Annotated in this window: 19 protein-coding genes; 4 read left to right on the top strand and 15 right to left on the bottom strand. The window is 44.4% G+C overall.

The window, feature by feature from the left end:
- Positions 1-70: 70 nt before the first annotated feature.
- On the bottom strand, positions 71-907 hold the full coding sequence (locus tag L5M49_RS09365; protein ID WP_263265911.1) for a molybdate ABC transporter substrate-binding protein: 837 nt from the start codon (positions 905-907) through the stop codon (positions 71-73).
- 265 nt (positions 908-1,172) lie between these two features.
- The gene (locus L5M49_RS09370) at positions 1,173-1,862 is read right to left on the bottom strand and encodes an OmpA family protein (protein WP_173497922.1); all 690 of its coding nucleotides are present in this window, start codon (positions 1,860-1,862) and stop codon (positions 1,173-1,175) included.
- 672 nt (positions 1,863-2,534) lie between these two features.
- Between L5M49_RS09370 and L5M49_RS09375 the strand changes: the two genes are divergently transcribed.
- Positions 2,535-2,768 carry a transposase gene (locus tag L5M49_RS09375; RefSeq protein ID WP_106649408.1) on the top strand — a complete coding sequence of 78 codons (234 nt, stop codon included), beginning with the start codon at positions 2,535-2,537 and terminating at the stop codon, positions 2,766-2,768.
- A 738-nt stretch (positions 2,769-3,506) separates the two neighbouring features.
- Here the strand turns inward: L5M49_RS09375 and L5M49_RS09380 are convergent.
- Together L5M49_RS09380 and L5M49_RS09385 are read right to left on the bottom strand one after the other, a co-directional pair.
- The gene (locus L5M49_RS09380) at positions 3,507-4,367 is read right to left on the bottom strand and encodes a PA4780 family RIO1-like protein kinase (protein WP_173497172.1); all 861 of its coding nucleotides are present in this window, start codon (positions 4,365-4,367) and stop codon (positions 3,507-3,509) included.
- A 335-nt stretch (positions 4,368-4,702) separates the two neighbouring features.
- Positions 4,703-5,017 carry a hypothetical protein gene (locus tag L5M49_RS09385; protein ID WP_173497171.1) on the bottom strand — a complete coding sequence of 105 codons (315 nt, stop codon included), beginning with the start codon at positions 5,015-5,017 and terminating at the stop codon, positions 4,703-4,705.
- Positions 5,018-5,197: 180 nt separating this feature from the next.
- On the opposite strand from L5M49_RS09385, the gene L5M49_RS09390 reads away from it, so the two are divergent.
- Positions 5,198-5,746, top strand: coding sequence for a DUF2799 domain-containing protein (locus L5M49_RS09390; RefSeq protein WP_113939984.1), 549 nt, complete (start codon positions 5,198-5,200; stop codon positions 5,744-5,746).
- A gap of 54 nt (positions 5,747-5,800) precedes the next feature.
- On the opposite strand, the gene L5M49_RS09395 is transcribed toward L5M49_RS09390, so the two are convergent.
- Positions 5,801-6,559: a phosphatase PAP2 family protein gene (locus tag L5M49_RS09395; RefSeq protein WP_263265983.1), complete on the bottom strand. Its 759-nt coding sequence runs from the start codon at positions 6,557-6,559 to the stop codon at positions 5,801-5,803.
- Positions 6,560-6,783: 224 nt separating this feature from the next.
- Here L5M49_RS09395 and L5M49_RS09400 point away from each other — a divergent pair, with 224 nt between their 5' ends.
- Positions 6,784-8,724 (top strand): GGDEF domain-containing protein, encoded by a 1,941-nt coding sequence (locus L5M49_RS09400; protein ID WP_168825511.1) that lies wholly within the window; start codon positions 6,784-6,786, stop codon positions 8,722-8,724.
- Between the two features lie 186 nt (positions 8,725-8,910).
- Here the strand turns inward: L5M49_RS09400 and L5M49_RS09405 are convergent, their stop codons facing one another.
- From L5M49_RS09405 to L5M49_RS09440, 8 genes are all read right to left on the bottom strand, one after another.
- A complete protein-coding gene (locus L5M49_RS09405) occupies positions 8,911-9,306 on the bottom strand; it encodes a hypothetical protein (RefSeq protein WP_168825513.1) in 396 nt (131 codons plus the stop codon).
- A gap of 81 nt (positions 9,307-9,387) precedes the next feature.
- Positions 9,388-9,801: a hypothetical protein gene (locus L5M49_RS09410; protein WP_168825515.1), complete on the bottom strand. Its 414-nt coding sequence runs from the start codon at positions 9,799-9,801 to the stop codon at positions 9,388-9,390.
- A 101-nt stretch (positions 9,802-9,902) separates the two neighbouring features.
- The gene (locus L5M49_RS09415; protein ID WP_168825517.1) at positions 9,903-10,286 is read right to left on the bottom strand and encodes a hypothetical protein; all 384 of its coding nucleotides are present in this window, start codon (positions 10,284-10,286) and stop codon (positions 9,903-9,905) included.
- A gap of 52 nt (positions 10,287-10,338) precedes the next feature.
- A complete protein-coding gene (locus L5M49_RS09420; RefSeq protein ID WP_168825520.1) occupies positions 10,339-11,280 on the bottom strand; it encodes a leucine-rich repeat domain-containing protein in 942 nt (313 codons plus the stop codon).
- 805 nt (positions 11,281-12,085) lie between these two features.
- Positions 12,086-12,916 carry a hypothetical protein gene (locus tag L5M49_RS09425; protein ID WP_263265912.1) on the bottom strand — a complete coding sequence of 277 codons (831 nt, stop codon included), beginning with the start codon at positions 12,914-12,916 and terminating at the stop codon, positions 12,086-12,088.
- A 97-nt stretch (positions 12,917-13,013) separates the two neighbouring features.
- Positions 13,014-13,727 (bottom strand): LysE family translocator, encoded by a 714-nt coding sequence (locus L5M49_RS09430; RefSeq protein WP_263265913.1) that lies wholly within the window; start codon positions 13,725-13,727, stop codon positions 13,014-13,016.
- A gap of 138 nt (positions 13,728-13,865) precedes the next feature.
- Complete coding sequence (locus tag L5M49_RS09435; RefSeq protein WP_113939990.1) at positions 13,866-14,708, bottom strand: AraC family transcriptional regulator; 843 nt, start codon at positions 14,706-14,708, stop codon at positions 13,866-13,868.
- Positions 14,709-14,980: 272 nt separating this feature from the next.
- On the bottom strand, positions 14,981-17,038 hold the full coding sequence (locus tag L5M49_RS09440) for a TonB-dependent receptor (protein WP_411569102.1): 2,058 nt from the start codon (positions 17,036-17,038) through the stop codon (positions 14,981-14,983).
- Positions 17,039-17,364: 326 nt separating this feature from the next.
- On the opposite strand from L5M49_RS09440, the gene L5M49_RS09445 reads away from it, so the two are divergent.
- Entirely contained in the window at positions 17,365-18,180 is an 816-nt protein-coding gene (locus L5M49_RS09445; RefSeq protein ID WP_263172798.1) for a substrate-binding periplasmic protein, read from the top strand.
- Between the two features lie 147 nt (positions 18,181-18,327).
- On the opposite strand, the gene L5M49_RS09450 is transcribed toward L5M49_RS09445, so the two are convergent.
- Both L5M49_RS09450 and L5M49_RS09455 read right to left on the bottom strand, forming a co-directional pair.
- A complete protein-coding gene (locus tag L5M49_RS09450; RefSeq protein WP_263265914.1) occupies positions 18,328-19,290 on the bottom strand; it encodes a hypothetical protein in 963 nt (320 codons plus the stop codon).
- Position 19,291: 1 nt separating this feature from the next.
- A complete protein-coding gene (locus L5M49_RS09455) occupies positions 19,292-19,678 on the bottom strand; it encodes a PadR family transcriptional regulator (protein WP_105251375.1) in 387 nt (128 codons plus the stop codon).
- Between the last annotated feature and the right edge of the window lie 93 nt (positions 19,679-19,771).

Here is a 19,771-nt window from a genome sequence, read left to right on the forward strand (position 1 = left end):
AGTTTGAGCTAATAACAAAAACGGCACCTCAAAGGTGCCGTTTTTTATCCCGCAGGAAAACTAAAGAAGGCTATTTTGCCGGAGGTTGGAAACCATAACTGCTCAGAATCGCTTGGCCTTTTGTCGATAGAATAAACTCAGCTAACGGCGTAGCGGCAGTATTAGCGCCTTGTAAAACCAGTAAACCATAGTCGGCACCCACGGCGAGTTCCTGCGGTAAGTCGATGATTTGTAAACTCGGCACTTCTTTTTTAGCCAGCACAGCATTAGTACAATAGGTTAAAAAGATATCCGCTTGCTTGTTTTCCATCACCCAGCCATAGGGGTTGCGATCTTTAGGCGGTTTAACGCTCTCAGGGCCGCCCGTCAGTTGTAATGCCTTGGTCTCTAACGCGGCTTTCGCATTAGGTTTTACCACTTCGGCCTTAGCAAAAATGGCCCAGGCATAATCACCCGCGGGGTCAGCTTTCGGGGTTGAGGTGCCGACTTTAATCTTAGGATCTAACAAGGTATCGAGTAACGTCGAACTCGTCACCTGAACTGTGTCTTGAGCAATGGCGCAGAGTTGATTACGGGCAAACATTTGCACCGCTTCGCCCTGACCCGAATCCACTAATGCCTGTGGATGTTTCATATTCGCCGAGGCAAAGATATCGACTTTTTCACCCTCTTGAATACGTTTTAACAATAAACCTGAGGGTGCATATTGCGCTACAACACTCATTTGCGACTGTGCTTGATAAGCAGCAATAATATCACTCATCGCAGCCTTTAAACTGCCTGCGGCGCGCAGTTCTATCGGCGCGGCTCCTGTGGTCACTTCGGCTTTCATCGGCACTCCTTGTACAGCAGTCACCATGATGACAGGACTTAAACTCAAGGCTACTAACACATTTTTGCTTATCATAGTCATATTCTCCTTTAGGCACTAAAAGTCATTCTTGTGACTTATTCCCATACAGAACGTGAAATCGATAAAGGGATCAAGCTGAACTCATCCCAAGGTAATTAGCAGTGATATGTTTGTGGTGCTGGTCACTCAAGGTGCGCTTCATAAAGGACAAATTGTCTAATTGAAGCACGGCAAGCTAATCACTCAATTAGCCCACCACTGAAAACAAAAAAGTCGCCCCAGGCGACTTTTTCAGCGAGAACTTTGTGCTTAGACCAGACTATTTACCCGTTGGTATTAGTACGATCTCAACGCGGCGGTTTTGTGCTCGGCCATTTGCATTGGCATTTGATGCAATAGGACTCGCTTCACCCATACCTTTTGATTTTACACGGGCAGAGGCAACGCCTTTATTCATCAAGTAATTACCCACTTCGCTAGCACGGACCTGTGACAGACGTAAATTGTAAGAGTCTGAACCACTGCTGTCGGTATAACCTAATATGTTGAGCTGCGTTTTGCTGTATTCCTTGGCCACAACCGCCACTGAATTCAGCACGCGTTTAGCACCGTCGCTTAACTCGGTTTGATCTACGCCGAAGGTCACTTCATTAGGCATATTCAAAATGATGTTATCGCCGTTACGGGTCACACTCACGCCCGTTGAGGCTAATTGTTGGCGTAATTTAGTCTCTTGCACATCCATGTAATAACCAATACCACCACCGACTGCAGCGCCCGATGCAGCACCAATTAAGGCACCTTTACCGCGGTCGCTCTTGCTCGAAGATACCACTCCAATTGCGGCACCCGCGACGGCACCAATCAATGCGCCACTGGTCGCTTTAGCGGTTTGTTCTTCATTTGAATAGGGATTGATTGTTGTACAACCCGATGCAACTAGCGCGGTCGTCAATACCACTATGGCTAACAGGGATGGTTTAGATTGCACTGCCTGAAAACACTTCATCATTTATAACCTCTTTATATGATTGATGACTGTGAATACCGCTCAAAAGGGCAAGAAATATCACGTCCATTAGGTAATACGAATGACCTAGGGATTGCCACAAAGCAGGCAGTATATAAGCAATTGCGCTGGAGACAATCCTTTATCCATCTTCAATTATGCTAATCCAGATTTTAGTCAGCAAAGATACAGATTTCGGGCTTCAATCATGGCTTGTACCAGCCAATTAAATATCAAGTCTATGGCACCGAAATAGTGCACCTTGCACCTTTATTGGCAGCACTAAAAAATAACGCCGTTTTAATCGAAGGCGCAATCCAATGATTTAAAAGGTTAAAATAAAAATTAGAATATTGGCACGAATTTTACATACTACTAAGTGAGTAGACAGTCAGACGCGGTAAACATCGCCGAAAACTAGAGTCGACTTCAACAGGATTAATCCAAATTAAATGGACCTATCGAGACAGAAAATGGGCTCGAGTATTTAGGGTCATGAAGGAGGAAGTATGAAAAAGGTCATGAACTTTATCGCACTATGTCGCCACGAATGGATTTGTCTGCGCCATCTAGGTCTGAGCCAGTGGGATTTAGAACAGCGTCACTATCATCAATAAAAGGCAACGCAAACGGTCATATTTTGGTTCGAAGGCAGTAAAAGAGGGAACGCTCATGGGAATCGCAGAAAATAGTCTCAAGCTACATGTTATTACCGAGGTTAAAGTACAAGGTCGCTTACTGTCGGATGTTGCACGTCAATACGGTTTATCTGCCAAGGCAGTCTACCAATGGGTGCGAGAAAGCGATCTGCAACCCCAGCAAAGAGAATGCGCATTAATGAGTGAGATTGCCCAGCTACAGAAAAAAATTAAACAGCTCAATCAAGAGCTACGCACGATAGGTTAAGTGCTGCATGGCAATTGAGTGCCTGTACAACAAGCTAAACGTGCCCGAATAGACAAGGCCGGACGAGATTGCATATCGCCCTGCTGATAACGCTAACGATGTAAAAGATGTGCTAACAACAATAATAACAGCGCCCTTTTTAGTCCGGCCTTGTCGTCCAAATTGATGAACCCAGCGAAGATTGGGAAATAGTATTAACAGCAACAAACGGATAGGGACAATGCAAAAGTTTCGGCAAGACTAGGGAGGGAGTTATCTCCCCCAAGATCAAATATGTGAATTGTGCTCCCCCAAGTCATGAACATATTTCTCTCTCTGGCCTTGTCATTTTATTCACAGGATCAATGATGATCCAGCACTGCAATGAGTGTAGTGCGCCAAGGAAGGCCGTGATTGGTATTACATAGATTGACTGAAGAGTGACCAAGGTTTCGGCAAGGATTGAGGGAGTTGTCTTCCCCAAAGATTAAATATGTGAATTGTGCTCCCCCAAGTCATGAACATATTTCTCTCTCAACTCTTGTCCTTTTATCACACTGTTCGATGATTGCTAGCTTGTTTGTAGCAACAAGGATGGCCCCAGCTTCCATCGGGGATTAAGCCAAGGATTGGCTAACGCCAAAAATTAAATAACAATAATAAAATCAATAACAAAAATAATAATTTCACTTAATTTTTAGCATAAAAAAGACGCTACTTTGAGCGTCTTTTTTATGGGTGAAAAACAACGACTGACGATTAATAGTCTTCTTCGTTTGCCTCTTGGATCCGCTGCTTACGCTCTTGCGCCTCTTCAAAGGCTGCTTGGATTTCTTCCAAGACCGCACTAACATCGGCTTCAACCAGCACTTCGGTAAACTCACCCGTTAATGGCGTTTCAGGCTTCAATTCACCGGCTTCAAACAAGGCCCAAATTTCTTTGGCGTATTGTGTTTTTAGCAGCTCAGGAGCATACAAACCATAGTATTGAGTCATGTTATTCACATCACGCGCTAACATCCATTTGGCATGGTTATTCGCCGCGGCATCGACCGCCTGAGGCAAATCGATAATCACTGGCCCTTCACTGTCAACTAACACGTTAAACTCAGACAAGTCACCGTGCACTAACCCAGCACAGAGCATACGTTTGACATAGGTCATCACCAACGCATGATCCTTCAAGGCTTTTTCTGCCGACATACTAACATCGTTTAATCTCGGCGCGACATTGCCCTCGGCATCCGTCACTAACTCCATCAGCAACACGCCATCGAAACAACCATAAGGCTTTGGCACACGCACACCCGCATTCGCTAAACGGTAAAGTGCTTCAACTTCAGCATTTTGCCAAGCTTCTTCCTGCTGATCACGGCCAAATTTAGACCCTTTTTCCATCGCGCGCGCGCGACGACTGTTACGGACTTTTCGGCCTTCTTGATATAACACAGCTTGCTTAAAACTGCGCTTGTCCGCTTCTTTATAGACTTTGGCACAGCGGATATCATCACCACTGCGTACAACGTACACAGTCGCTTCTTTACCGCTCATTAACTGGCTAATGACCTCATCGACCAGTCCTTCATCAACCAGGGGTTGGATTCGTTTCGGAGTTTTCATAGCGCCCTTATACCTTACTTAGGCATGATATGGAATACTGCGGGCAAATCTTCATACAAAAGCGGTCTCCAGCGGAAGTTTGATGAATATAGTTTAGGATTGTTAAACGAATTTTAAGTAAAAACTAATGCACTTGCGTGTTAAACACAATACCAGATTTACTCAGCGCTTTGGCAAAGAAAGAGACTGAAAATACCACTTTAACTAAAAGAATATTCTTTTATGCTCACCCCAATAAAACCAGACTCAAAACAACAAGCCATATTCCACGGCGAATATGCCAATCCAAGCCAGTTGAAATAATACCCAGAGCTAAATTGGTGCAGGAACTTAACTCAAACAAACAAGGCAATCACACTGCCCACAGTCGCCGCCGCTTTCAATATTTGGCCTGCACTGTAATAAGTGTCGTTTGAACTCTTAACGTCATCTACATCATCCGCACTAGGCTCAGGTATTTTACTCGTTGCATTGCCATCAAAACTGACCTCAGCTTTGGGAGCCGCCAGCCCTAATGCACCATAGGTAAAGGATTTAAGTCCACTTGGCTCGGCAGTATCAAGGGATTGATGAGACGACTTAACTGCCGGTAATGAAGCAGAATACACAGATGAAATATGTGAAATCATAGCGAGCACCAAAGCAGACATTTAAAGTGTTAACCACAAACTAACACAATATCAGCTGGTTATCATGCATTCATCCGCTAAACTGTGATGGATTCTGCCCAACAAAACGCATCTATGACCGTATAAACGGCGGTATATATAGCTAGATCTCCCCCATAAGAGCCTTTATCCTAAACGCCACAACATATAGAGAACTTATCCATGCACTATCCCAGCATTTTCCTCGCACTTTCAGTCTTATCCCTGACTCAATGCAGCAGCTTATCTATTGAAGAATGCGCCAATAGTGATTGGTTTGCCCTTGGGCTTGCCGATGGCAACCGTGGGACAAGTTCTGGGCAATTAAATCAATATCAAAAAGATTGTCGTGAATTTAATCTCAGTGTCGATACCGCGCAATGGAAACAAGGATACCAGCAAGGGTTAGCCAGTTACTGCGTGCCAGAAAATGGCTACCGCGTAGGCTTAGCGGGAGAAAGTTATTATGGGGTTTGCAGTAATAACCAGTTTGTTGAGCGCTATAACCAAGGCCATCAACAATACCTGACCAACAAACGTTTAACTGAGATTGCCGACCGCTTAAATACCATAGAGAGAGAAATAAGCAGTCTTGATGGCAAGATCAATAATCTCACCGACAAGGCTGACTTATTGAAACAGAAAAACAGCCTACTCAACGAAAAAAACCAACTGTTAGATGAAAGATCTCGCCTACGCAGACCTGATATGCGCTTCGAATTTAGATTTTAAGCCATAAAAAACACTGAACCCAATAAGGACTCAGGGCGTTAGCTTCGCAGCTCGTTATTTTTGCGGTATTCCACTACTTGTAACCTTGAACATTTGACCCAAAGCGACCAATTTAGACTTTCTAAACGCAGGCGAGCGCAGAAAAAACACATAGTAGAGTAGGCTAGCGGACGTCCATGCTATGGCTAAACTCCATAAATCATGACTCAAGAAGTGGGCGCCGCGTAACTCTTGGCCAATGCCAAATACTAGGCCTAAACTCAAACCAAAGATTAATCCAAACTTAGCTAAATGCGGGCGATACTCACGCAGCACGTAATACAAGGCAACCCAAGCAAACCCGCCGCTGGCATGGCCACCAGGGAAACATTGACCAAACTCAGCACTTTTAGGTAAACGAGAAAACAAGGATGAATGTATCATATGGCCGCCAAACTCAATCACATCCCACGGGCAGGTCATGTGAGTAACGCTCTTGCCAATTCGGACCAGCAACACACTCGCCAATACGCTACTAAATAGGTAAATCAGGCCCTTACGGTACGGTTTTACCCTGTCACTTCGAAAACTAAAGGCAATGCCGACTACGACACTCACCGCCAGCAAGATGACAAAGTTACGCCCAGTGACATGCAGTAAATCTTCGGTCAACCAATATCCTCTCAATGGCCAAGAGTCGATACCCCCTTGCCAATGAAATAACAAAGTCGCGACTTTCATATCAGCGTGAGTCCATTCAAGCCCCACTATGATCACTGCAAACACTAAAAGCGGCGTAATTAAATGCCCCTTAGCAAAATCCATAAATGTCATCATAACTTTATCTTTCAGATAGTTATTCACTAATAAATCCAAAAATCAGAACATTTAGTGTTAGAGTACCGTTGAATTCTTACCTAACACTTAAGAGATCTAACAGCGCAGCATTTAAGATAGAACCGAGATTTTGCAGTAACTAAATTTACCGAAAAGACTCACATCATGAGTAAAAAGACTATAGTTTATGAATAGTATCGCGCCTCTAGGACTGAGCATTCATGCCATACAACCTCGCCATTAACCAGTCTCAAAAAGATCGTTTATTTGCCGACATTGCTATCGACACAGACAAAATCGTTGTTCCCCAAGAAATGGTTGATAACTGGCAACAAACCTTAGATTTGCTCTCTGAATTAGTCGACACCCCCGCCGCTTTGATCATGCGTGTCCATCAAACCGATATTGAGGTCTTTACCTCGAGCCGCACCCAAGGTAATCCCTATAAAAAACATGATAAAGACAGTTTAGGCCACGGGCTTTACTGCGAAACAGTGATCAAAGAAGGTAAGGAACTCCACATTCCTAACGCCCTAAAGGATAAAAACTGGGACAAAAATCCTGACATTAAACTCGGCATGATCGCATACTGTGGTTTACCTTTACGTTGGCCAGATAGCAGTGCCTTTGGCACTATCTGCATGCTCGATAGCCAAGAGCATAATTACCCCCAATCTTTTCGCAGCTTACTCGCTCGGTTTCAAAATGGTATCGAAGCTAACCTAGTCACCCTTTATCAACAGGCTAAGCTACAACTGCACAATCAGCAGCTAGAGCAAAAAGTACAACAGCGCACCCATGAACTCGCCGAACTTAGCGGCAAGCTCATCAAAGAAATCGAAAACCGCACCTCCACCGAAACCTCACTGGAATACCATAAAAGCTATGATCCACTGACGGGATTACCCAATCGCATCAATTTGATTAATAGTCTGTCTATCATGCTCGAAAAAGTGAATCGCAAAGAAAAGATTTCAGTACTCTATCTTGGGCTGCGCAATTTCAAATCCATCAACGACAGTTATGGTTACCTGATTGGCGATAAAATTCTCACTATTCTCAGCCAACGTTTACAGCACTATACCGATGAAAACACCTTTATCGCCCGCATCGCTGGCGCCGAATTTGTGATTATTCAAGCCCACAAACCTTCGAATAACGAAACCAATAAACTCATCAATAAAGTGCTTAACTGCTGTAACACGCCCTTTGGTGTGGCTGATTTTGTAATCACGATTCCCTCGAGCATGGGCATAGCACAAGCGCCTATGGATGGTATCGATGCCGCCATCCTGCTGCAAAAAGCCGGAGCGGCCATGACGATCAGCAAGGCTGATGGCTCAACTCACAGCTTCTTTAATCAAGATACGCAAGCCGCTTTAAACCTACGCTATCAACTGGAATCCCACTTGGTCGATGCGCTGAACAAGAACGAGTTAAGCCTGCATTACCAACCCTTTATTAACTTAAAGACGAAGCAAGTGATTGGTGCCGAAGCCCTGCTGCGCTGGCATAATCCCATCCTTGGCAATGTCGCCCCAGACAGATTCATCGCCTTAGCTGAACGTAATGGCCAGATTATTGATATTGGCAATTTTGTATTGCATACCGCGCTGTCTCAGGCGGCAAAATGGTGTCGCGAGGTAGGCCAAGAGTTTAAAATCGCCATCAATATTTCCCCTTTGCAAATGCGCAATCCCCGCTTTAGCGAACACATAGCCGACTTACTCACCCTCTATCAATTGCCCCCCACCGCCTTAGAACTTGAAATTACCGAAGGCATGCTGATGCAGGATGAACATATTGCCCACAATGCCATCCAAAAACTACAAGAACTCGGTATCCGCATCTCCCTAGATGATTTTGGCACAGGCTACTCATCCTTAAGTTATCTACAAAAATACTCTTTCGACACCTTAAAAATCGATCGCTGCTTTATTAGTAAACTCGAAGAAAACGAACAAAATAGAGAGTTAACAAAGGCAATTATTGCCATTGGTAAGAAACTGGACTTGGAAGTGATCGCCGAAGGCGTAGAAACCCTAGAACAAGATGCCTTTATTCGCCACGAGGAATGCGACTTAGGCCAAGGCTACCTCTACGGTAAACCCATTACCGCAATACAGTTTGAGCAGGCATTTATCCATAAAAAAGAGCATTAAGTTCATCCTTAATGCTCTTTTTATTTCGCGAATTAAAACCGACTGAATAATGTTACATGAATAGTCATTTCCACAGAATGTTATAACTCACATTTGTACAAAAGTGAGCTAGTTTTTTACTCTAATTCGTGGAGTTCGGATTAAAATCCCTATGGGTTATCACCTTACAAACGCAAGCCAACTGTTTTACGTCCGTTTAAGCAACTTATTATGTTCTCTTGCTAACCACCACAAAAATAAGATTGCTTGTAATCCCGAAATACCTGCATAAAACAAAAACAATTCAATTTTCATAGAAGGTAGTGAAATCAGAATACCGAAAGCTAGAATCCCTAAAAAATAACACCATTTATTCTGATTAAAGAACTTTACTGCCACCCAATGCACAGGAAAGCCAATTAACATCCATCCAATAATTGAGAATATAAAATAGAACACTAAAACAAAACGTATTGATCCATAGAAGTATTTAAAATCCATTGTTATTAAGTCAGATTCATTACTCCAGTAAAACAGCATAATTGGAACAAAACATATTGCTATAGCAATAAACACGGCTCGTAAAAAGTGCTCCAAATTCACAACCCCTCCCTGAGAACATAACGCCGCAAGCGGCGAGCGTTAGCCAGTCCAGCACCGAAGGTGCGATGCTGACTTGCCTTGTTAACTTTTTGCATACTCTACAACTAAAGACAGCGGGAACAAAAAAATAGCTGCCAACAAGAAATAACAACAAAGATAAAACACTCCGTAATAAACTGAATTTGTTATCTTACAAGCTAACTCCAATCTACGGGTGCCTAGCAGAGACGGAAAATAACTAGAGAACAGATTAATCGCATCAGCATTCTCTTCAAATAGTTTCACTAAGAAAAGCCTTAGCGTTGTGATAGTCATTACCATCCCTGCAAGGACAAAGGTTAAAAATAATAACCACTCAGCCATTTCAAAAGCTGTAACACCAACGAATGCAGCAAGAACAAGTAACATAGTGCCGATAACCCACCAGCGATAATAGCTTGCCGCCTTTTTTGTAAGGGCCTGATAGCAAAATTTAAGCGGTGCTTGAGGGTGCATAGTTCTTCCATAAAGTTAACGCCCGCAGCACGCGCGGCTTTGTAGTGAAGGCGGAGCTGCAACGAAAAGGCCGTCGCTGTGCCTGCGATTGTTAGGCATTTCTACTTCCGGCCCCTCGAAATATAGTCGGCATATTCATCTTGAATCATAAACTCGTTCAATAACCTTTCAGATGATCCTGCGAATCGTTGCTCAATAAACTCTATCGCTTGGCCAAATGAAGTGAATGATTTGACCTCATTGGCATCCTCTAGCTCTAGGTCTGGATCTAGTGGACCAAACTCATAAATATTAAGGAATGATTCATCACCCAAATCAGCAGTTTCGTAAACTGAAACATCTATTTCGGATTTGGGACCTCGAACGCTTAGCCACTGAATACCAGCACGGCCATCCCGTTCACAGCCACCAAGAAAGCACTCAACTGCTTTCCCTCGCTTAAGCGCCGACTCGGCTTCTTGAAGATTAAGGTATCTACGGCTCATTGTGTATGCCTAACGCCGCGCAGCGGAAAATTTGTCCGACTGCAGCGCCTTGTTAACTGCAGAACTCAATTCTATAGCCTCTGGCTGTACTGTATTTTAAATCATTAAATGTGTCGCATATAACGGAACTATCAAAGAAACTAGATGCTTCATTTGTTTTCCCTTTAGTTCCGAGACCAAGTACAAGCCGCTGCAGCACTGGCAAACTATTATTTAGCTCAGAAAACAATACAGGATCTATCTTCGAATTAATTACAGCCAATTCGTTAATTGAGCTACCTTTAATACCTGACAAAGAGGAAAGTCCATTCATGGTATCCATGACCAAGCTCTTAAGGTGCTTTAGATTGGAAACATCTGGAATGGATGTAACTTGCTTTAGAGTACTTAAATGCAATATCTCAAGAGATGTCAGGTTTTCCAGGGCACTTAGATCGTGTAATTTCTTTACCCAAAGTATTTCTAGGCTTGTTAACTTAGATAATCCTTTAATAGCATTTAGGTCTTCAAATGTGCCGAAACCCAAATATAAACTTTCTAAATTACTCAGACTGGCAACATGCTCTATTTGTTTTTCTTGATACCCTGAAAGGGTTAGGTCTCTAAGGCTAGTGAGCGTAGCTATAGAATCGATATCTTTCTTATTTTTGACCAAACTCAGAGAATTTAACTTATTCAGATCTGATAGAGGCCTTAAAGATACAGTTTTTTTATTAAGCTCTCCCAGACTCAAAAACTCTATATCGTTTACATGCTCAGCAATAGCATCAATACTTGTTAGCGCAGGAAGAAAAATCTCTAAAGCTCTAATGCCCGAATAGTGTTTCAGGAAATCTAAACTGTAATCGTTACCCGCAGACCATGTAGGACCAAAAGCACCACCTAAGTATGATAGAGATATACCATCGATTTTTCCTTGGCGTATTTCATCCGCGATAGATGAATGTTCTTCATCGCTCAAATTGTCGGCTATCTTTTTTAGTTTTACGCGCATAATCTCAATTCTAGGTAGCAGTTAACGTCTTAGTATTTATGCGCTGCGCTGTTTGCAGGGCATAAATCGCTTGTTGACTAAATCTCAAATATGGCCACTGCCACATCCATGTAAATGGGTATAAATGATGCTATAGGAATTTGCTTTTTTGCGGTAGCGGTTTTTTATACAGTTTGATGGGTAATCACTTGATATCGTTTTAGCTTTCTCATTTTTCGCGCTTATTTTTTGCTGATCAATCGCTATCTAACGACTCAAAACTCCAAGGAATACACCTCCACTCGGAGTTGCCGCAGGGCGAATAGAGCTCTTGATTTAATAAAGAGTGCGTGAGTTCGGTCATGGATGACCGACTAGCTTTCGCAGGTGCAGGGGCGAATGAACATCGGTGATTTTCGCGCTTATGAGCGAGAGGCTAGGACTGCCGAACTGGAGGGCTTTACATGGATGTAAAGCGCATCCTTCGGAAGCGATAGCAAATTTGGCAATGAGCACAAGGAGCTTTCAACTCCGTTGGGGGCGTCTTGGAGCATCCAAGGGCGAAGGCCTACGGCCGCTTTGAGCGCGAGATATGGATATCGAGCTGGCTATTTAACATGGACGTTTTTGATTGGACGAGCAGTCCTCCTTGGTCGGGTGTGGGATGAAGCCCCACGACTTTGATTTTGATTAAAGCATTCAAACTACGAAACACACTTTGGGGCAATAGCTTCTAGCTAAAGGAAGTCATTAGGATTATTAAAGCAGCGACCATCAACGGATAGTCGCGGCTTTAAATCTCACTCATAGGGATAGTGAAACAAGACTAGTCTGCTTTGATGACGGCTTGTGTCAGTATTTCTTGGTCATTCTTAAACACCACTAGCTCGCCTAGAGGACTATCGCTGCCGCCTAAGACGGTGACATAACAATAATACTGGTATGGGCCGCTGCGAAATTGGTATGAATGATTCCCACCACTGCCATCAAATACAATTTTGCCTTTATTTAACACTAAATCTGGCTTGTCGCTCAATGACTTACCCTTTGCCCATGCGGCATAGCGGTATTGGCTGTTCCCCATATCATCGACACGAATGGTAAACTTGGCGGTCTCCCAAGATAACGCTGGGCTGACAAACTCACTCACACTCGGATGTAATGCCGTTTGTTGCTTAGCAATAAGCTCTGCTTTCAGTTTTGCCTCTACCGGTGTTTGATAGTTAATGGCGATGATCTTGCCATCAAAATCCAGCCACACAACGCCGCTACCGAGCATAATGCCGCGCCAGCCCATCGTCTGCCAATCGGCTTCAATCTTAGAATGGGCGATCTGCTCAAGCAGCTTAGGATCAAAAACCTGATCGAAACGTGCGATCATTTCCTGCGTATTTTGAATCGCTGGGATCGGATATTCACGTTTAAGCGGGTAAGCCACACGCTTAGCAATCGCTTCAGGATCATTGGCCTTGGCGGCGTCGATAAGCCCCTGCACCAGAGGAATATATTCCTGTGGCATGGCTTCATCAGCGGCGTTTGCATTGATGCTTAAACCCATAACGCTGAATATTAACGCCGCTGAAAACGCGATATTCATCAGTGTAACTTGGCTGAAAACAGCTAATTTGCTTCCCTTAAGTCGTGAGGCGAATGGCATCTTTATCCCTTACTCCAAATGTCTCTGCTGAGACTAAAGGCCAAGAATACCATAAGTGCCTCAGACTAAAACCTAAGGTGATTTACACTGCGCCTGACTAAGCGGTTAATAATAGGTTTGAGTAAATCGCCAAGGCTACTGACATAAAGATGACACCAATAACCGCATCGATAACCGGTGTTAGTCGCTGCAATTTAAGTTGCACCTGCGCCTTTGACAACATTACCGCTAAAAAGCCAAACCATGCCAATGACAAAGACAACAACAAAATAGCGGAAGCGATTTTAGTGCTCGTTGTAACACTTGGGGTAATCAAGGCCGAAAACAGGGTTAAGAAAAACACTAATGCTTTTGGATTCAATAGATTGGTATAAAACCCAGTCAAAAAACCTTGCCTGCGCGACATAGCGCCACCTAAGCCACCAGCAACAGACGCCACACCTTCAACGTCACCAGCGCTAATAACAGCATCATCATTTGTCCCTGCATGGACTCTGGCACTCATTTTACGTTTAGCGAGTATCGCAAGACCGGCACGCAGGGCACCAAAACCCATCCAAGCGAGGTAAGAAGCGCCCACAATTTGCACTAAGAGATACAGAGTGTGCGAACTCTTAATGAGTAGACTCACACCGGTCAGACTCAAAATCGTATGAGCTAAAATGGCTATTGAAATCCCCACAGCGGCGGCAACCGCAGTGCTTCTGGACTGCTGAGTCGCAATCTTCACCATAATAGCAAAATCGGGTCCGGGACTGATTAAAGCAACGGCATGGATTACAGCCAAGGTGAGTAATAAAGATAAATCCATAGATATGCGGCTCCGCAAAAAAGGTTAATAACGATAACTGAGGCAGCCAGTATGGCAATTTGTCGCAGCGCTGAATTGTAATAAATTGCACTATTCAGTGTTTTTTAAAAACCAGCGGCGTCGAACGACGGGGGGAAATTAGAGCATACGCCGCTGAAATTGCACTGGCGATAATAGGAATGCCTGCTTAAAAGCTTTGTTTAAATGACTTTGATCGAAAAATCCGAACTGCTGCGCCACATCCGCCACTAAAGCGCCATGACTTAAGGACTTTTTCGCCAACTCTAAACGCACCCGTTTAAGGTACGCATGGGGAGTCATCCCTGTTGCCTGTTTAAATTGCCGCAAAAACTGAAACTTACTTAAATTAACTTCATTGGCTAAGGTTTCAAGTTGAGTATTATGCCAAGGCTCATCGTGAATTCGCTGTTTCACTAAGCTCACCTGCAACTTAGATAACCCCTGCGGTTGATTCGGTTTAGATAGGCAAGATGAAATACCGCTCGGGTAACGCTCCAGCAGCAGATGAATAAAATTCAGTAAGTGGGACTCACCCGCAAGCGCACTGCATTGGCCTTGAATTAATAGCTCGTGTAGTTGAATAAAATATTGATAAAGCGTCGGGTCATCCACCATAGGCGCGCTGAAAAAGTGCTCCTTCAAACCCAGTTCTTGACTGACTTCATTCATATATTCCACGGGGATCGACATCACTTTCACCCGATAACCGTCGGCATCGCGGCTCTGGCCATCGTGGGTTTCATCGGGATTTAAGGTCGATAAACTATGCTGACCAAGCTGATAACTGCTGCCCTTATTCACAAACTGCTGTGCACCTTGAGTGACGACACCTAAGTGGTAATCCAGATGCACATGTTTATCAAAACTGAAATGCGTAAATTCCGCCTGACTCAGTTCTATGCCTGATAAGCTAGGATGACGCCAATAATTAATGTTTTCAATGGGTGTTGCAGTACTCATAACTCGCGGCGATTACCTATAGCATCAGCTGTAAAACAGGGGAAAACTCAGATCAACTCGTCATCATTCTAGCCTCCATTGTCAGCGCGGGAATAGTAAATTATTGCAGCCACATAGTTTGAAGCGATTTGGACTTAGATTAGTGCTTAAATTAGCGCTTAAATGAGTGCAGCAGAAAAAAGCGCCCAACTATCTGGACGCTTAATTGAGATACATTTTTGCTCGGCGACATACGTAATAACCTTCGATATCGCCTTAACCGATGAATACCACTAGAAATGATAACTCACGCTGACTCTCACCATTCGTGGCTCAACAGGATGATAATGCTGATCTTCAACGCCTTCGGCAGCTTCGCCGGGCAAACGAGAGGCATAAAAATAATCTATGTCGTGATCTTTACTATCAAACACATTGAGCAGCTCAAGCTTAGTATCGAAGCGGCGGAACTCGTATCCTAATGCGAGGTTAACTAATGTGGTCGCATCAGCCTTGTGGTCATTAAAGCTGTCGAGCACCCGCTCGCCAAGGTGCCGCACGCGTACACTCGAATACAGGCCATCGCCGTCGGGTCGATAGGTGATGCCCGCACTGGCAACAAAGGGAACCGCGCCATCAATATATTTACCCTCTTCAAATTCATTTTCAGTAAATCTGGCGTTAGTCCACGCTAATTCCATATCGATACTGATTGCCTCATTCAGCCAATAATAAGCCGTTAATTCAGCACCATAACGTTCAGATGCACGACTCGGCTCAGTGTTACCCGCATCGCCCACAAATACTAATTCTGAATCTAGTTGCAGATACCAGACCGCAGCAGAGAAATTAATAAAGTCCCTGTCATAGTATTTCACCCCAAATTCGCCGCCATTTGAGCGCACAAGTAGATCGACTTTTTCGACCTCATCGCCACTCACAGGGTCAACCTTGATCGTTGCACCGCGGGCATCGTTCGAATGTAGCCCTTGGCCTGCATTAACATATAACTCAAGATTATCGCTCCACAAATAAGAAGCACCGGCTTTGAGGCTGAACATACCATCGGACGCATCGCCACTGTTAAGCGGATTATCACTGTCGACCTGCACATCAAAATAATCGTAACGCAGCCCAAGATTAAAACGCCATTGATCAGCTGGCAGCCACTCAACTTTGCCAAAGATGCCACTCGACAACTCTTGCACTTCATCAAGCCTTACCGTATTCAGCCGTTGTCGCGCCTGAGTGTTATACAAACCCACTGCGCCAATATCGTCATAACGCACATCGCCGCCCACACTGTAATTCAGTTGAGAGCCACCAAGTGAAGTTTGCCAATCACGCTTAAGATCGCCGCCCCAAATCGTGCGTTCATCGACTTGTTCAAACTCATCACCATTGATGGGATCGTTTAAGAAATAGGTAAAATTAGAGAATAAATTCATAGTCGAGCGAATGGCGTAGACATTTCCCTGCCAATCACCCGCATCGTAATTAGCTGAAACGCTATAACGGTTAGATTCACCGCCGACGTCTTTATCTAAAGATCCATAAAAATCAATTAATCCAGAATCCACCGCACGGGCGGGGATCTGATCCGCCGAATTCCAACTGTTGTCGTAGGCCATCATAGTGACGCTCAAGTCACCCTCGCCGAGCCGAGTTAAATAACGCCCGACGACACTGATCTTACTCACATCCTCATCAATATCCGTCCACGGGCCATCATAGGTTTGCGCCTCACCACCCCAAATAAAACGACCTATGTCAGTGTTTAGCTCCTGAGTCGCCACGAGTCGCTGGTAACCATATTCACCCAACGTCACCCCAACTTGGTTATGGGGGAGTTGATCAGCCAGCAGTAATTGGGCAGCACCCGCGCCAGAAAAATCGGCCACCTCAGGATAATAAGCGCCTTTGGCATAACGGATCTCGCCTATAAGTTCAGGGATCAAAAAGTTAAGATCCGTATAACCCTGGCCATGCCCATGGGTTCGCATATTCACAGGCATACCATCGACTCGAGTATTAAAGTCTGTGCCATGATCCAAATTAAAGCCGCGTAAGAAATACTGATTCGCCTTACCCGAACCACTGTGCTGAGTGACTATCATCCCAGGAACAAATTCGAGGATTTCGCCGGTTCGTAATAGGGGTCGACTCTCGATTTCTGCCGCGCCGACTATTCCCTCAGATGCCGAAGTACTATGGCCTAAGGTATTAATTTGCCTACCGCGCACCTCAAGGCGTTCGATATTGTCCGTTGCCGCCTCTGCCACTACGGCACTCGATAAACAACAAAGAGGTAATAACCACGTCATTGATAACCAAAGCTTTGATAACCGCATTCCTGATAATCCCAGTCCCGATTTCATCCTTTCTTTCCTACTACAGGTGATAGACGGCAAGGATTTAACGCCTTATTTACAAGCAAAAAACCGATCAAGCTCAAACTCTGATGAATAAAAAACCAGCAAAATACAGGCAAATATCATTTCTATGTGCCGTATCGCACATTTTTAAACCCAAAAGGACAAAATGTCCGCCAGCAGATCACATTTCAACCGTGTGTTAGTGCGAAATCATGGAAATAAAATAATCTTGCTTGAATAAAAATGAACCATTTATCAGGCTAGCTATACTCTAAATAACTCAACACTTTTAGAGACACGCTATGCAACGATGGAGCAATATGCACATTTGGAGTGTGTGGGTAGGCCTTTTCTTTTGTGTCTCGGTTCATGCAACCAGCAAATCAACAGCAGAAACCACAGCGATGATTGCTGATAAACCTATCATTACGATGGCGTTTTATGAGGACCCCAAACATAACTTCTACTTTAAATGGGCTGAACTGATTTACGCCCAAGCCTTTGAACGCTTAGGATATGACTTCTCCTATCAAGTGGTTCCCGCAGCCCGCGCCAGTATGATGGCGGACTCAGGTAAAGTGGATGGTGAGCCGGGGCGTGTATCTCATTATGGCGAAAAGTTTACCAACCTCATTCGAATTGAAGAACCGGTTATCGATACCCATTTAATTGCCTTCGCGCACAATCCCGAAATCAAAATACCTGACTGGCAAGCGCTGCAAAAGAGTCGATACAAGATCGAATACTATCGAGGCGTGTTCCTCGCAGAACAAAAGCTAAAGGGACTCATTCCTAAGGAGCGTCTGACTGAATCTTCATCCCCCGCGAGCTCCTTTCGTAAAATGCTCCGCGACCGAATCGATATCTATATTGATACGGAGGCAAGCTCATTGGATCTATTACAAACGCCTGAGTTTCAAGGCAGCAAAATAATCGCGATTGCCACCCTAGAAGAACTCACCAGCTATGGTTACTTAAATAAACGTCACGCGGCACTCGCCGTTAATCTTGCTCGTGAGCTCAAACAGATGAAGCAAGAAGGCATATTTGACACCTACAAACAACAGGCTCAAGAATCGCTTAATAATGAAATGAATCATGGCGATACCCCAGAATAAATCAGCATCGACTGTAAAAGTCGTGGCTTACTTTTCTCCACAGAAGATGGCACTAATGTAAAAAGCCTGTTCAATCATGCTGATCAGGCCATGTCTTTAATGAAAAAGTGAATAAAGCTCACCTATAAAATCTAGGTTAAACCTTACTTATTTGCTTGCGAGTTTACGCCAACGCAACCCATCGCGAATCACCTCATAGCCAGGGAACATAGCGGCAATCACTAGAGTGTAACTTAGCCAATGTTCTAACTGTAATAACGTAAATTCCCCATTTAATTCAGCTCCTTGGTTTTGTACTTGGCTTTGTAATAGTGGCGAACTAAAGGCCAGAAAGACTAAGAACGAGGCATAAGCAAGATTGATCCCCATATTCGCCAGTAACAATTCAGTAGTCCACACTCGGCGGCGTAGTTGCCAGAGACTATTGCCCATAGACAGCAAAATAATAGGGCTAAACCATTGCAGTAATTGCTGAGCATTGACGCTGAAAATCACAGTCCGCGCGGCTAATTGCTCGCTACTCATCCACACAGAACACCAGATCACAAGTAAGAGAAAAAGATATGTCGCCAGATCGGTAAACACATCGCTTAAACTAATATGCTGCCAACCGGGCCCAACCTTAGGCAAATTCTGCGGCTGCCATTTTTGGCAATTGCTGCCAGATAGGGGTTTCCCCTGAGCCGAGAAACTCCAAAAGGCTAACAGGATAGCGGTAAAGGCAAGACAGGCATCGCCAATAAAACCTTTAGCAATATGGTGGATAAATCCTAATAGATCCCCCCCTGCCGAGCCCAACCATTGAGTCGTGCCGCCCACAACCTGCAGCACAAACAAGACCCCAAGCACAGTGAAAAGTGTATGTTTAAAAAGCGGAATATCCTCAGAGGCAATAATAGGCACTGCCGGAACAAATTGCTGCGCGACCTTACAGGGATGACCCATTTGCTTTAATACCGCGGCAATTTGCGCTTCAGTCAATTCACCTTGTTCAGATAGGGCATCCAATTGGTCGCAGATATTGGCTTTTAATTCACGGCCAATTTCCTGACGTTTGTTCTCGGGCAATTCTCGCTGCACCGCGGTGATATAGCGATCGACTAATTCCATATCAAATCTCCTCTGCACTCTCGTCTGAGCTTTTCATATCTGAGCCATTAGTGTCAGCGCTTTGCTCCAGTAAAAAAGCCAAGGCGCCATTAAGTTGCTGCCATTCATCGGTCAGTTGACTGAGCAACTCAGCGCCCAATGACGACAATTGGTAATAACGACGCTCACGCCCTTCGGCCTGTCGCCACTCACTATCCAACAATCCTTGATCGGCTAGGCGGCGCACTAAGGGATACAGAGTCCCTTCGTCAATATCGATACCGCCTTCCTGCAACTGTTTGCGGAGCGAATAACCGTAGTGGGCTTGTTTTAATAATCCCAGTACCGCCAACACTAATACCCCACGGCGCAACTCGAGTCGCATTTTGACTAGCTGTGAACTTGTCATTGTCGAATTCCTGTCCTTAACACTGTGTCACACACACTGTGCGCCACACAGCAAATACTATGTAGCACACAGTAAAATTGCAAGTTTTCATGC

This window comes from Shewanella sp. SM74 (assembly GCF_025653725.1).
Classification (GTDB): Bacteria; Pseudomonadota; Gammaproteobacteria; order Enterobacterales; family Shewanellaceae; genus Shewanella; species Shewanella oncorhynchi.

Coding starts and splice junctions, on each gene's coding strand:
- L5M49_RS09380 (WP_173497172.1), bottom strand. CDS start 4,367: ATGAAAACTCCGAAACGAATCCAACCCCTGGTTGATGAAGGACTGGTC.
- L5M49_RS09435 (WP_113939990.1), bottom strand. CDS start 14,708: ATGAGTACTGCAACACCCATTGAAAACATTAATTATTGGCGTCATCCT.
- L5M49_RS09450 (WP_263265914.1), bottom strand. CDS start 19,290: ATGGAATTAGTCGATCGCTATATCACCGCGGTGCAGCGAGAATTGCCC.
- L5M49_RS09400 (WP_168825511.1), top strand. CDS start 6,784: ATGCCATACAACCTCGCCATTAACCAGTCTCAAAAAGATCGTTTATTT.
- L5M49_RS09415 (WP_168825517.1), bottom strand. CDS start 10,286: ATGAGCCGTAGATACCTTAATCTTCAAGAAGCCGAGTCGGCGCTTAAG.
- L5M49_RS09395 (WP_263265983.1), bottom strand. CDS start 6,559: ATGACATTTATGGATTTTGCTAAGGGGCATTTAATTACGCCGCTTTTA.
- L5M49_RS09390 (WP_113939984.1), top strand. CDS start 5,198: ATGCACTATCCCAGCATTTTCCTCGCACTTTCAGTCTTATCCCTGACT.
- L5M49_RS09455 (WP_105251375.1), bottom strand. CDS start 19,678: ATGACAAGTTCACAGCTAGTCAAAATGCGACTCGAGTTGCGCCGTGGG.
- L5M49_RS09410 (WP_168825515.1), bottom strand. CDS start 9,801: ATGCACCCTCAAGCACCGCTTAAATTTTGCTATCAGGCCCTTACAAAA.
- L5M49_RS09420 (WP_168825520.1), bottom strand. CDS start 11,280: ATGCGCGTAAAACTAAAAAAGATAGCCGACAATTTGAGCGATGAAGAA.
- L5M49_RS09445 (WP_263172798.1), top strand. CDS start 17,365: ATGCAACGATGGAGCAATATGCACATTTGGAGTGTGTGGGTAGGCCTT.
- L5M49_RS09375 (WP_106649408.1), top strand. CDS start 2,535: ATGGGAATCGCAGAAAATAGTCTCAAGCTACATGTTATTACCGAGGTT.
- L5M49_RS09385 (WP_173497171.1), bottom strand. CDS start 5,017: ATGTCTGCTTTGGTGCTCGCTATGATTTCACATATTTCATCTGTGTAT.
- L5M49_RS09370 (WP_173497922.1), bottom strand. CDS start 1,862: ATGAAGTGTTTTCAGGCAGTGCAATCTAAACCATCCCTGTTAGCCATA.
- L5M49_RS09425 (WP_263265912.1), bottom strand. CDS start 12,916: ATGCCATTCGCCTCACGACTTAAGGGAAGCAAATTAGCTGTTTTCAGC.
- L5M49_RS09440 (WP_411569102.1), bottom strand. CDS start 17,038: ATGCGGTTATCAAAGCTTTGGTTATCAATGACGTGGTTATTACCTCTT.
- L5M49_RS09430 (WP_263265913.1), bottom strand. CDS start 13,727: ATGGATTTATCTTTATTACTCACCTTGGCTGTAATCCATGCCGTTGCT.
- L5M49_RS09365 (WP_263265911.1), bottom strand. CDS start 907: ATGATAAGCAAAAATGTGTTAGTAGCCTTGAGTTTAAGTCCTGTCATC.